This is a genomic window from Streptomyces glomeratus, from assembly GCF_021462825.1.
GTDB classification, from domain to species: Bacteria; Actinomycetota; Actinomycetes; order Streptomycetales; family Streptomycetaceae; genus Streptomyces; species Streptomyces glomeratus.
This window is the reverse complement of the sequence record NZ_JAKEEB010000029.1, coordinates 17630-30631: the sequence shown is the minus strand read 5'-3', so window position 1 is coordinate 30631 and position 13002 is coordinate 17630. Positions and strand designations below refer to the sequence as shown.

Here is a 13002-nt window from a genome sequence, read left to right as displayed (position 1 = left end):
ACCCAGGCGCATCCCGCCCCGCTACCGCCCTTCGGCCATTTCCTTCCGCCGTGCGCCCTCGGTCCGCTCGCCCCCGAGTGCCCCGTCGAGGTCGGTCCACAGGTCCTCGACGTCCTCCAGGCCGACCGACAGCCGCAGCAGCCGGTCGCTCACCCCGGCGCCGTGGCGGTCGGTCTCGTCGACGATGCGGTGGCTGATGGACGCCGGATGCTGGATGAGCGTGTCCACGCTGCCCAGGCTCACCGCGGGGGTGATCAGCCGGACCCCGGCGATCACCGAGTGAGGGTCGCCGTGCACCTCGAAGGCGACCATCGCACCGCCGATGCGCGGGTAGTGCACCCGGGCGACCCGCGGGTCGACGGCGAGCCGGCGGGCGAGCTCGGCGGCGGTGACGGACGCGGCCCGGACCCGTACCGGCAGCGTCGACAGACCGCGCAGCAGCAGATAACCGGCGAGCGGATGCAGCACCGCGCCCGTCGCGAAGCGCACCTGGCGCAGCCGGCGCGCCATCTCCTCGTCGCACGCCACCACCCCGCCCATCACATCGCCGTGCCCGCCCAGGTACTTGGTGGCGCTGTGCAGCACCAGCCGGGCTCCGTGCCCGGCGGGGCGCTGCAGTACGGGCGTCGCGAAGGTGTTGTCCACGAGCAGCGGAACCGAGCCGCAGGCGTGGGCGACCGCGCGCAGGTCGACCTCGGCGAGCGTCGGGTTGGCCGGGGACTCGACCATGACGAGACCGGTGTCGGGGCGCAGCGCGTCCGCGATGCCCGCCGGGTCGGTCCAGGTCACCTCCGAGCCCAGCAGTCCGGCGTTCAGCAGATGGTCGCTGCATCCGTACAGCGGTCGTACGGCCACGACGTGCCGCAGCCCGAGCGCGTTCCGCGCGAGCAGGACGGCGCTGAGCGCCGCCATCCCGCTGGCGAACGCGACCGCGCTCTCGGTGCCCTCCAGCCGGGCGAGCGCCGTCTCGAAGCGGGCGACGGTCGGGTTGCCCAGCCGCGCGTAGACGGGCGGGCCGGCCAGTTCCGCGCCGTCGGCCGCGAAGGCGTCGAGCCGGGCGGCCTCGCCACGGCTGTCGTGGGAGGGGTAGGTGGTGGAGAGGTCGAGGGGCGGGGCGTGCAGCCCGAGGGCGACCAGGTCCTCACGTCCGGCGTGCACGGCCTCGGTGGCCAGCCCCCGGCGGGCCGGCAGGCCGTCGACGGGGAATCCGTCCTGCGTGTCCTGAGTGGGGAGATTCATGGGCCGCAGCGTGAACAGCGGACGGGGCCTTGGCGGCGGAACCCGTGTTACGTTCGGCGCATGGCCGAATCTGTCGTACTGGACCCGGTGGATCTCCACCTTCTGCGTCTGTTGCAGAACGACGCCCGGACGACGTACCGCGACCTGGCGGCACAGGTCGGGGTGGCGCCCTCGACCTGCCTGGACCGGGTGACCCGGCTCCGCCGTTCGGGGGTGATTCTCGGCCATCAGCTGCGCCTGGACCCGGCGAAGCTGGGGCGCGGCCTCGAAGCGCTGCTGTTGGTGCAGGTCAGGCCGCACCGCCGGGAACTGGTGGGGCCGTTCGTGGAGCGGATCCGGGCGTTGCCGGAGTCCCGTACGGTCTTCCATCTCACCGGCCCCGACGACTATCTCGTGCACGTCGCGGTGGCGGACATGACGGACCTGCAACGGCTGGTGCTGGACGAGTTCACGGCCCGGCGCGAAGTGGCCCGGGTGGAGACCCGGTTGATCTTCCAGCAGTGGGACTGCGGCCCGCTGCTGCCACCCGGACATGGCGTGTCCAAACCCGCTGAGCAGGCCTAAGCCGAGCGCGGAATCCCCGTGACGCGGACCACGTCACCGTATGAGGATGGTCCGCATGTCAGACACCACCAGGAGACCCCTGCCCCGGGAGGTCGCCGACGCCTATGTCGACGACCTCGTCGCCCTCGACCCGGTCACCGGCACGTACCTCGGAGTGAAGGAGAGCGCGAGCAAGCTGCCTGACACCTCGCCCGCGGGCCAGGAGGCACTCGCCGAGCTGGCGCGGGCGACCCTCGCACGGCTGGACGAGGCGGAGCGCCGGCCGGGCGCTGACAGTGACATCGAGCGACGGTGTGCGCGCCTGCTGCGTGAGCGGCTGACCGCCGAGCTCGCCGTGCACGAGGCGGACGAGGGCCTCAGGGCGGTGGGCAACATGCACACCCCGGTGCACTCCGTGCGTGACGTCTTCACGATCACCCCCACCGCGACCGACGAGGACTGGGCCGCGGTGGCCGAGCGGCTGCGGGCCGTGCCGGCCGCCCTGCGCGGCTACCGCGAGTCCCTCACCCTCGGCCTGGAGCGCAAGCTGTACGCGGGCCCCCGCCCGACCGCGACCTTCATCGAGCAGCTCACCGAGTGGTCGGACCTGGACGGCGAGGGCCGCGGCTGGTTCGAGGACTTCGCCTCCCAGGGGCCCGAGTCGCTGCGTGCGGAGCTGGACGAGGCCGCTCGTGCGGCGACCGCGGCCGTCGTCGGACTGCGGGACTGGGTGCGTGACGTGTACGCGCCGACGATCGAGGGCGCGCCGAACACGGTCGGCCGCGAGCGCTACGGCCGCTGGGCACGTCACTTCAACGGCACGGACCTGGACCTCGACGAGGCGTACGCATACGGCTGGTCCGAGTACCACCGCATCCTCGGCGAGATGAAGAAGGAGGCCGAGAAGGTCCTGCCCGGCGCCGAGACGCCGTGGACCGCGCTCGCGCACCTCGACGAGCACGGTGCCCATATCGAGGGGGTGGAGGAGACCCGCGCCTGGCTCCAGGGCCTGATGGACGAGGCGATCGAGGCGCTCGACGGCACGCACTTCGAACTCGCCGAGCGGGTACGGAAGGTGGAGTCGCGCATCGCGCCGCCCGGGAGTGCCGCGGCACCGTACTACACCTCGCCGTCCGCCGACTTCTCCCGCCCGGGCCGGACCTGGCTGCCGACGATGGGGCAGACCCGGTTCCCGGTGTACGACCTGGTCTCGACCTGGTACCACGAGGGCGTCCCCGGCCACCACCTCCAGCTCGCCCAGTGGGCGCACGTGGCGGAGAACCTCTCGCGCTACCAGGCGACGGTGGGCGGTGTCAGCGCCAACGTCGAAGGCTGGGCCCTGTACGCCGAGCGCCTCATGGACGAACTGGGCTTCCTCACCGACCCTGAGCAGCGGCTCGGCTACCTGGACGCGCAGATGATGCGGGCGGTCCGCGTGATCATCGACATCGGTATGCACCTGGAGCTGGAGATCCCGGCCCACTCGCCGTTCCACCCGGGCGAGCGCTGGACGCCGGAGCTGGCCCAGGAGTTCTTCGGCGCGCACAGCAGCCGCCCGGCGGACTACGTGGAGAGCGAACTGGTCCGCTATCTCTCGATGCCCGGCCAGGCGATCGGCTACAAGCTCGGCGAGCGCGCCTGGCTGCTGGGCCGCGAGAACGCCAGGCGCCGCCACGGCGAGGCGTTCGACGCGAAGGCCTGGCACATGGCGGCGCTCTCGCAGGGCTCTCTGGGCCTGGACGATCTGGTGGACGAGCTGTCCCGGCTCTGACCGCGCCCGCGCGGCCGGGCCCGCCGTCGGCGTGGGCCCGGCCGTCAGCGCCGGAAGCCTCCCTCGGAGTCGATGACCTGGCCGGTGATCCAGCCCGCCTCGTCCGTGGCGAGCCAGGCGATGAGGCGGGCGGGGTCGTCGGGCATGCCCCAGCGTCCTGCCGGGAACCTGGCGGCCACCTCGTCGTACCCGGCGCCGGTCAGGTAGCCGGTGTCCACCGGGCCGGGGTTGACCGTGTTGACGGTGACGGCGTGCTCCGCGAGCGTCGTGGCCAGCGAGCGCGTCACGGAGGCGAGGGCTCCCTTCTGGAGTGCGTACGCGATCTCGCCAGGCATGCCGCCCGCGAGGTCCTGCCCGGAGGTCATCATCACGACCCGCCCGCCGGGACCGCCTGGCGGCAACCCCGCCCGCAGCCGGGCGTACGCCTGCACCAGCAGCAGTACCGACCGCGTGTCCACCACCCAGTGGGCGTCGAGCAGGGCGGCGTCCACGGTGTCGAGCGTGCCGTCGCTGCCGCTCAGCGCGTGGTTGGCGACAAGGATGTCGATCCGTCCGCCGAGCGCCTCCGCGGCCCTCGCGACCAGTGCGGCGGGCGCCGCCGGATCCGAGAGGTCCGCGGGTCCGTCCGCCACGGGCGCACCGGGATCCCCGCGCGCCGCGCGCACCCCGGCGACGACGTCCTCCGGGCGGTCGGCGCCCCAGGGCATCTGCGCGTCGTGCGGCACATGGTGGTGCAGATACACGCCCGCGCCGTACGCGGCCAGCCGCCGGGCCACCGCGTATCCGATGCCCGCACGCCGGCTCGCCCCGGTGACCAGGGCGGTCCGGCCGCGCAGCGGCAGGGGGTCACGGCGCAGATCTTCGGGGGCGGGGTCCGGGGGTCGTGGCATGGGCGCCATCATGCACCGGAGAACGGCCCGGGAAACGCGCCGGGAAGCACCGCACCGGGTCAGCAGCCGCAGTCCGCGGCGTCGGCGGGTGCCGTCAGCGGGTCGGCGGCGCGTCGTTCGGTGGTCTGCCGGGTCTCGTAGGGGAAGCCCTCGCGCACCCAGTACTCGAAGCCGCCGAGCATCTCCTTGACCCGGAAGCCCCGTTCGGCGAGGGCGAGGGCCGCCCGGGTGGCGCCGTTGCAGCCCGGGCCCCAGCAGTACGTGACCACCGGCACGGATCTGTGCAGGAGGTGCTCGGCCTGCTCGGGGACGAGCGCGGTGGGCAGATGGACGGCGCCGGGGACATGCCCCTGGTCCCATGCCTGCGCCGAGCGCGAGTCGAGGAGGACGAAACCGGGGTCGCCGCCCGCCGCGAGCGCGGCGGCGACATCGGAGACGTCGGTGTGGAAGGCGAGGCTCGCCCGGAAATGGGCGGCGGCGGTGGCCGGGTGGGCCGGGGCGACGCGCAGGACGGGGTTGACGACGTTCCGGCCGGTGGACATGGGCAGGCCTCTTTCTCGCTGATCTCGACGCCCTCGAAGGTACGGCCGTTGACCGGATGTCTGAAGGTGCGATCCACGGCACACCTCTTGTTCGGCCGGGGATCGCCCTGCTATCTCTCGGTGATGGCCGCGTATTCCCCGGACGCCACCGACTGGCGCCTTCTGGACGTCCTCCAGCGCGAGGGCCGCGCCAGCTATGCCGAGCTGGCCCGTGCCGTCTCCATGTCCGCGAGCGCGGTCACGGAACGAGTGCGCCGGCTCGAGGAGGCGGGCGTCATCAAGGGCTATGCGGCGGTCGTCGACCCCGAGCGCCTGGGCCTGCCGATCCTGGCCTTCGTCCGGTTGCGCTACCCGAACGGCAACTACCGGCCGTTCCACGACCTCGTGGCCGCGACGCCGGAGATCCTGGAGGCGCACCACGTCACCGGCGACGACTGTTTCGTCATCAAGGTCGCGGCGCGCTCGATGCGCCACCTCGAGGAGGTGTCGGGCAGGATCGGCGCACTGGGCTCGGTGACGACGAGCGTCGTCTACTCGTCGCCCCTCCCCCGCCGCCCGCTCGGTCACTGAACCGCCACGGGAAACCCTCCCCCGCCGCGCAAGCCCCCGCCCGGCCGCCGAGCAGGCCGCCCCGGGCCGCCTCAGCCGGCTCCCCGCTGTCGTACCGCCGATCCGGTTCTGCCCTTGACTATCTCCAGCTGGGCGTGGATGCGCCGCCGCAGGTCCGCGACATGGCTGACGATGCCGACGCTGCGGTCCCGCTCCCGCAGGGAGTCCAGTACGTCCAGGACCTCGTCGAGGGTCTGGTCGTCGAGGCTGCCGAACCCCTCGTCGATGAAGAGGGTGTCGAGACGGACCCCGCCGGCCTCGTCGGTGACGACGTCCGCGAGGCCCAGGGCGAGCGCGAGCGAGGCGAAGAACGTCTCCCCGCCGGAGAGCGTCGCCGTGTCCCGCTCGCGCCCCGTCCACGCGTCCACGACGTGCAGACCGAGGCCGCTGCGGCCGCGTCCGGAACGGTCGTCGGAGTGGACGAGGGTGTAGCGGCCGGAGGACATGCGCTGAAGCCGCACGGTCGCGGCGGCCGCCACCTGTTCGAGGCGGGCTGCCAGCACATACGACTCCAGGCGCATTCTGCGTTCGTTGTCGGCGGAGGTACCGGCCGTCAGGGACGCCAGCCGGGCCACCCGGTCGTACTCCTCGCGCAGCGGCGCGAGACGCCGTACCGACGCGGTGGCGCGCGCGGACAGCCGGTCGAGTTCGGCACGGCGGCGGTCCGCCGCGTCCAGTGAGGAGACCGCCTCCTGGAGCCGCCGGGCCGCGGCCTCGGCGGCCCGTTCGGCGGCCGCCGGATCGGCGGGCGGCTGCTGCGCGGCGGCCGCCGTGTCGGCCTCGGCGAGCATCGCGCGCACGGCGGCCTGTTCCTGCTGCCAGGCGTCCAGCCGTCGCTGCAGCTCGCGGTGGGCCACATCGTCCAGGAGCGCGGCGGCCGCGGCCTGCGGGGTGTCGAACCCGGCGCGGTAGGCCGCGTCGGCCAGCCGCGCGTCGGCTTCCTTCAGCCGCTGCGCGGCGTCCTCGGCGGCGCGGGCGGCGTCCGCGGCCTCGGTGAGCAGGGCGGCCCGGCGCTCCAGCTGCGCCGAGCGGGCGGCCACGCTGACGGCGTCGCCCCGGGCGCGGGCCAACTCCTCTTCCAGCATGGCCCGTTCCCGGTCCAGTGTGTCCCTTCGGGAGGTCCGGGCCGCCCCGCGCAGGGCTGCCTCCTGGCGTGCCGCGGCGCGTTGCTCCCGTTCGTGTTCGGCCCGTCTCAGATTCTCCTGCGCCGCGTGCAGCCTGGAGGCGCCGTCCCGGGCGGCGCCGTAGAGCCGCTCCAGCTCCTCCGCTTGCGCGGCGAGCAGGCCGGTCGGCACGTCACCGGCCTCGGCGGTGGCGGCGGCCAGCGCCTCGCGTACGACGCCGAGCCGACGCTCGTCCTCCGTGTGCTCCTGCTCGGCCTGCCGATGGGCGGCGAGGGCGCGTTCCTCCGTGTCCCGGTCGACGTGTCCGGCGACCTTTCGCGCCGGCGCGGGGTGATCGGTGGCTCCGCAGACGGCGCAGGGTTCGCCGTCGACGAGTGCGGCGGCGAGTTCGGCGGCGATGCCCTGGAGGCGTTGTTCCTTCAGGCCGAGCCAGTGCTCGTGGGCCTTGAGCGCGCGTTCCCGCGAGGCGAGGGCGCGGGCCTGGGCGGCGTCGGCGTCCCGGGCCAGCCGGTCCCGCTCGCGGGCCGCCTGGAGCCGTCTGCGCGCGGGCTCGCGCTGCACCGCCAACTGCTCGGCCCGGGTGGCGTCCTCCTGGGCCGCGTCGATACGGGCCTGGAGGCCCGCGCGGGTCTCCTCCCACTCGGCGAGCCAGTCCCCCGCGTCCTGGAGGACCGCCTCGTCGGCGCGCTCCTCGCGGTCCAGGTCCGCCCGTTCCGCGGTGATGCCGTCCAGCCGCCGCTCGGCGCGGCGGGCCGACTCCAGGCCGCCGAGTTCCTCGGCGGCCCGGCGCGCGGCGGCGGCGAGCCCGGCCGCGCCGGCGTCCGCGAAGGTGTCCGGGAGCAGGGCACGCGTGCGTGCCTCTTCGGCGGCGGCCCGCCGGTACTCGGTCTCGGCGGACGCCCGCAGGTCGAGGGCGGGCGCCACCGCCTCGGCCTTCCGGGAGCGCTCCATGCGCGTCTGCGCCTCCCGGTGGTCGTCCGCCCGCTCTTCCAGCTGTGCCGCGCGCTCCCGGGCCTCGGCGAATCTGCGCTGGAGCCGGGCCCGTTCGCGTACGTCCTCGAGGGTGCGCTCGGCGGCGGCCCGCGCCGACTCGGCGGCCGTCCGCGCGGCATCCGCGATCGTGAGCCGCTCGCGGGCCGTGCTGCGGGCGACGGCGGCCCAGCCGAGGACGGCGTCGGCGAGGCCCGGATCGCCCGGCGCGAGGTCCGGCAGGGGCAGCGGCAGGTCGCCCGCGGCCTGCTGCATCCGGTGCGCGTCGGCGAGCAACGCGGCGTCACCGTCGCGCACTTCGGCCTCGGTGGCGCGTCGCCGTTCGGCGAGGCGCCTTTCGACCTCGGCGAAGCGGCGGGTGTCGAAGAGGCGGCCCAGCAGCCTGCCGCGGGCCTCGGCGTCGGCACGCAGGAAGCGGGCGAAGTCGCCCTGGGGCAACAGCACCACCTGGCAGAACTGCTCGCGGCTCATGCCGAGCAGCTGGGTGATCTCCTCGCCGATCTCCTGGTGGGAGCGGCTGAGGTCCTTCCAGGCGCCGGCGGTGGCGTCGTACTCGCGCAGCCAGGTCTGTGCCTTCTCGGTCGTCGTACCGGTGCCGCGCTTCTTCGGGCGCTCCCACGGCGGCTGTCTGGTGATCTCCAGCCGGCGTCCGGCGACGGTGAGGTCGAGCCGGATCTCGGTGCGGGTCCCCGGCGCCGCGTGGTCGCTGCGCAGCGTGAGGCCCTGGCCGCTCTGCCGGGCGCCGGGAACGGCCCCGTACAACGCGTAGCACACGGCGTCCAGGACCGAGGTCTTGCCCGCGCCGGTGGGTCCGTGGAGCAGGAACAGGCCCGCGGCGGACAGCGCGTCGAAGTCGACGCTCTGGGTGCCGCCGAAGGGGCCGAAGGCGGTGATCTGGAGCCGGTGCAGCCTCACAGGGCCCCCTCGGTGTCCCGGACGTGCGAGGTCACCGGGCGACCTCCCGCACGGCCTCGTCGGCGCGCACCGCGTCGAAGGCGTCCTGGAGCACGGCCCGTTCACGCTCGTCGGGTCCGGCTTTGCGGACATGGGCCACGAAGTCCTCCGCGATCTGCCGGTCGGAGCGGCCCGCCAGCCGCCGCGCATACGACGCGGCGGGGTCCTCGGGGGCGCGCTCGGGGTCGAAGACGAGGCTGAGCGTGTGCGGGAAGCGCCCGGCCAGCCGGGCCATCGGTTCGGCGGGGCGCACCGGGTCGGTGAGCGTGGCCTCCACCCACGCCTGCTCGTGGCACTCCAACTCCGGGTCCGCGAGCAGGTCCTCGAGTCGTCCCCGGATCCGGGCGAGGGCGCGCGGCACCGGGCAGTCGACGCGGTCCGCCGCCACGGAGCCGTCGGCCCCGAGGTCGATGAGCCACATGCTCTTGCGGTGATCGGCCTCGGAGAAGGAGTACGGCAGCGGGGAACCGGAGTAGCGCACGCGCTCGGTGATGGTCTGGCTGCCGTGCAGATGCCCGAGAGCCGCGTAGTCCACCCCGGAGAAGACGCCCGCGGGCACCGCGGCGACCCCGCCGACCGTGATGTCCCGCTCGCTGTCGCTGGGTTGGCCCCCGGTGACGAAGGCGTGGGCGAGGACGACGGACCGGGTGCCCGGCGGGCGTGTGGCGAGGTCGGCGCGGACCCGGTCCATGGCGGCCGCGAGCACCGCCTCGTGGCCCGACTGGTGGACGCCGAACTCGTCCTTGACCAGGGCCGGTTCGAGATACGGCAGGCCGTAGAACGCGACGTCCCCGTGGGCGTCCGGCAGCACGACCGGGATGCCGCAGGCGGCGGGATCGGTGCGCAGATGGATGCCCGCGCGGCCGATGAGACCCGCCCCGACGCCGAGGCGGCGCGCCGAGTCGTGGTTCCCGGAGATCATCACCGTGGGCACGCCCAGGCCGGCGAGGCGGTGCAGGGCGTCGTCGAACAGCTCGACCGCGTTCAGCGGGGGAACCGCCCGGTCGTACACGTCTCCCGACACGACCACGGCCTCCACGCCGCGCTCGCGCACGGTCGTGAGGAGATGGTCGATGAACGCGGCCTGGGCGTCGAGCATGTTCACGCGGTGGAACGCCCGGCCCAGATGCCAGTCGGAAGTGTGCAGCAGCCTCATGATCCCCGAGACTATCCGCCGGGTCTGACATCACGGGCGGATAGCCCCGTTTCGGCCGCCCCTGCCCCCTCCAGCGCTCGCATCCCGCCGCCGAGCGGCCGGGGCCGCCCGGACGTCCGCCGACTGGCCCTGCTCGAAATGCGACACGAACGATGCCCGGACGGATCTGTCGCCGTCACCCCGCACTCCCCGCCGTCGTGCGTCGCCGTCGCCCCCGGCTCACCGTCCCGGGTCCGTGTCCCCGTACGCCTCACCGCCCAGTTCGAATCCGGCCGTGCCCGCCGTGACGTCCGCGAGCCATGCCCGGAAGGCCGCGACATCGGCGTCGGGGAGTCCGATCTCGATGGCGACGGCCTCGCCGTAGCGCACATCGCGTACCTCGCGGCCGGTCGCCCTCAGGTCGTTCTGCACCTTGCCCGCGCGCTGGTGGTCCACGGTCACCGTGGCGAGCCGGAATCGACGGCGGGTGAGGGTGCCGAGCGCGTCCAGGGCCTCGCCGACGGCTCCCCCGTACGCCCTGATGAGCCCGCCCGCACCCAGCTTCACTCCGCCGAAGTAGCGGGTGACGACGGCGACGACGTACCGCATGTCGCGGCGCAGCAGCATCTGGAGCATGGGGACGCCCGCGGTGCCGCCCGGCTCGCCGTCGTCGCTCGCCTTCTGGATCGCGGCGTCGGCGCCGATGACGTACGCGTAGCAGTTGTGGGTGGCGTCGGCGTGCTCCTTGCGGATGCGGGCGATGAAGTCCTGCGCCTCCTGCTCGGTGGCAGCCGGGGCGAGGGCGCACAGGAAGCGGGAGCGGTTGACCTCTGTCTCGTGCACGCCCGCGCGGGCGACTGTGCGGTACTCGTCCTGCATCACGCCAGCCTATGCGGCGTCCCCGCGCACGCCGTACCGGGCCACCGGGACGGCAGGGGGACGGCGCCCGCCGGCTGCGCGATCCTTCCGCCCGGGTGTGCCGCACGTCTCACCGGGTGTCTTCTCATCCCGACGCGTTCGCCCCCGGCGCCGGGGCATACGGCCCCATAGGGGATACTCGCTCGTCGTTGTTGTCCCCGTGTTCCGGTGCATCCGGCGCCCGGGCCAGAGCAGCTGCCCGGCGAGGCCGCCCGAGCGACCGCAGGAGAGCGCAGCATGACCGGCACCCAGGTGGAGAGCCCGGACGCCGCCGAACCCGACCAAACGCGGCCCTCCGCCGCCACGGCCCACTGGCGGGCCTGGCTCCTGGAGGGCCTGAGCGAGCGCACGGCCCGGCATCCCGGCCCGCACGCCACCCCGGACGCCGAGCACGAGGGTCACTCCTGGTGGCGCGTCATGTGCCTGACGGGTGTGGACTACTTCTCCACCCTCGGCTACCAACCCGGTATCGCCGCCCTGGCGGCCGGGTTGCTGTCGCCGCTCGCGACGCTCGTGCTGATCGCGCTGACCCTCCTGGGCGCGCTGCCCGTCTACCGGCGGGTGGCCCACGAGAGCCCGCACGGCGAGGGCTCGATCGCCATGCTGGAGCGGCTGTTGCCGTGGTGGGCGGGGAAGATCCTCGTTCTGGTGCTGCTCGGCTTCGCGGCCACCGACTTCATGATCACGATGACTCTGTCGGCCGCGGACGCCGCCGCACACGTCGTGGAGAACCCGTACGCCCCGCACTGGTCGGACGGCGGCAACACCTGGATCACCCTCTTTCTGCTCGCCGCGCTCGGCGCCGTCTTCCTGAAGGGCTTCAAGGAGGCCATCGGCATCGCGGTGGCTCTGGTCGCCACGTATCTCACCCTCAACGTGATCGTGCTGGCGGTCGCCGTCTGGGAGGTGCTGAGCCATCCGGTGAAGATCGGTGACTGGACGGACGCGATGACCGCGGAGCACTCCTCGCCCCTCGCCATGATCGGCGTGGCGCTTCTGGTCTTCCCCAAGCTGGCGCTCGGCATGTCCGGCTTCGAGACCGGTGTGGCGGTGATGCCGCAGGTCAAGGGCGATCCGTCGGACACCTACGCCCGGCCGGCCGGGCGGGTGCGGGACACCCGCAAACTGCTCACCACGGCGGCCGTGATCATGAGTGGCCTGCTGCTGCTGTCCAGCCTGGCGACGACGATCCTGATTCCGCAGGACGCGTTCAAGAGCGGCGGCCCCGCCAACGGCCGCGCGCTCGCCTATCTGGCGCACGAGCACCTGGGCGGGGCCTTCGGCACGGTGTACGACGTCTCGACCATCGCGATCCTGTGGTTCGCGGGGGCCTCCGCGATGGCCGGTCTGCTCAACCTCGTGCCGCGCTATCTGCCGCGCTACGGCATGGCCCCGGAGTGGACCCGTGCCGTCCGCCCGCTGGTCCTGGTCTTCATGGTGGCCGCCGTCCTCATCACCGTCTGGTTCGACGCCGACGTCGACGCCCAGAGCGGCGCGTACGCGACGGGTGTGCTCGTGCTGATGCTCTCCGCGGCGTTCGCCTCTACGGTCGCCGTGCACCGGCGGGGCCACCGGGCCGCCGCGCTCGGCTTCGGAACGATCACCGCCGTCCTGGCCTACACCCTGGTCACGAATGTGATCGAGCGCCCCGACGGCCTCAAGATCGCGCTGATCTTCATCCTCGCGATCCTGGTCACGTCGTTCGCCTCCCGGGTGCACCGTGCCTTCGAACTGCGTGCCGCCACCGTCACCTTCGACGAGGCGGCGACCCGGTTCGTCGAGGAGGCGGCGGAGCGCGGGCCGCTGCGGCTGATCGCCAACGAGCCCCAGGAGCACAGCAGGCGGGAGTACCGCGCCAAGGAGTACAGCCAGCGCGAGCAGACCCATATCCCGGACGGGCGGCCGGTTTTGTTCCTGGAGGTCTTCGTCACCGACTCCTCGGACTTCACCGCCGATCTGACGGTTCACGGCGACGAGAAGCACGGGGTGCGCAGGCTGAGGGTGGCGGGTGCGACCGTTCCGAACACCATCGCGGCCGTCCTGATGGAGCTGCGCGACCGCACCGGCCTGGTGCCGCACGCCTACTTCAACTGGACCGAGGGTGCCCCGTTCAGCCACCTGCTGCGTTTCCTCGTGTTCGGGGACGGCGAGGTCGCCCCGGTCACCCGGGAGGTGCTGCGCCGTGCCGAGCCGGATCCGGAGCGCCGCCCCCGGGTGCACGTCGGATAGCGCCGCTCCCGCATCCCCGTCGCACGGCGCCGCCCGGCCCGGTCCACGGCGGACGGCG

10 protein-coding genes are annotated in these 13002 nt (G+C 73.6%); 4 read left to right on the top strand and 6 right to left on the bottom strand.

What is annotated here, in order from left to right; all coding sequences use genetic code 11:
- Nucleotides 1–21 precede the first annotated feature (21 nt).
- On the bottom strand, nucleotides 22–1239 hold the full coding sequence (locus LZ604_RS26575) for a trans-sulfuration enzyme family protein (RefSeq protein ID WP_234518053.1): 1218 nt from the start codon (nucleotides 1237–1239) through the stop codon (nucleotides 22–24).
- 60 nt (nucleotides 1240–1299) lie between these two features.
- Between LZ604_RS26575 and LZ604_RS26570 the strand changes: the two genes are divergently transcribed.
- Both LZ604_RS26570 and LZ604_RS26565 read left to right on the top strand, forming a co-directional pair.
- Nucleotides 1300–1803 carry an Lrp/AsnC family transcriptional regulator gene (locus LZ604_RS26570; RefSeq protein ID WP_234518052.1) on the top strand — a complete coding sequence of 168 codons (504 nt, stop codon included), beginning with the start codon at nucleotides 1300–1302 and terminating at the stop codon, nucleotides 1801–1803.
- Nucleotides 1804–1858: 55 nt separating this feature from the next.
- Nucleotides 1859–3553: a DUF885 domain-containing protein gene (locus tag LZ604_RS26565; RefSeq protein WP_234518051.1), complete on the top strand. Its 1695-nt coding sequence runs from the start codon at nucleotides 1859–1861 to the stop codon at nucleotides 3551–3553.
- A gap of 44 nt (nucleotides 3554–3597) precedes the next feature.
- Here LZ604_RS26565 and LZ604_RS26560 read toward each other — a convergent pair whose 3' ends face one another.
- On the bottom strand, nucleotides 3598–4443 hold the full coding sequence (locus LZ604_RS26560) for an SDR family oxidoreductase (RefSeq protein WP_234518050.1): 846 nt from the start codon (nucleotides 4441–4443) through the stop codon (nucleotides 3598–3600).
- A gap of 59 nt (nucleotides 4444–4502) precedes the next feature.
- The gene (locus LZ604_RS26555; RefSeq protein ID WP_234518049.1) at nucleotides 4503–4985 is read right to left on the bottom strand and encodes a rhodanese-like domain-containing protein; all 483 of its coding nucleotides are present in this window, start codon (nucleotides 4983–4985) and stop codon (nucleotides 4503–4505) included.
- A 123-nt stretch (nucleotides 4986–5108) separates the two neighbouring features.
- On the opposite strand from LZ604_RS26555, the gene LZ604_RS26550 reads away from it, so the two are divergent.
- Nucleotides 5109–5555, top strand: coding sequence for an Lrp/AsnC family transcriptional regulator (locus LZ604_RS26550; protein ID WP_234518048.1), 447 nt, complete (start codon nucleotides 5109–5111; stop codon nucleotides 5553–5555).
- Between the two features lie 71 nt (nucleotides 5556–5626).
- Here the strand turns inward: LZ604_RS26550 and LZ604_RS26545 are convergent, their stop codons facing one another.
- The 3 genes from LZ604_RS26545 to LZ604_RS26535 form a co-directional block, all read right to left on the bottom strand.
- Nucleotides 5627–8623 (bottom strand): AAA family ATPase, encoded by a 2997-nt coding sequence (locus tag LZ604_RS26545; RefSeq protein ID WP_234518047.1) that lies wholly within the window; start codon nucleotides 8621–8623, stop codon nucleotides 5627–5629.
- A gap of 31 nt (nucleotides 8624–8654) precedes the next feature.
- Nucleotides 8655–9818, bottom strand: coding sequence for an exonuclease SbcCD subunit D (locus tag LZ604_RS26540; protein ID WP_234518046.1), 1164 nt, complete (start codon nucleotides 9816–9818; stop codon nucleotides 8655–8657).
- A 219-nt stretch (nucleotides 9819–10037) separates the two neighbouring features.
- Nucleotides 10038–10676 (bottom strand): YigZ family protein, encoded by a 639-nt coding sequence (locus LZ604_RS26535; protein WP_234518044.1) that lies wholly within the window; start codon nucleotides 10674–10676, stop codon nucleotides 10038–10040.
- A gap of 276 nt (nucleotides 10677–10952) precedes the next feature.
- Here LZ604_RS26535 and LZ604_RS26530 point away from each other — a divergent pair, with 276 nt between their 5' ends.
- Complete coding sequence (locus tag LZ604_RS26530; RefSeq protein ID WP_234518036.1) at nucleotides 10953–12944, top strand: APC family permease; 1992 nt, start codon at nucleotides 10953–10955, stop codon at nucleotides 12942–12944.
- Nucleotides 12945–13002: the final 58 nt, after the last annotated feature.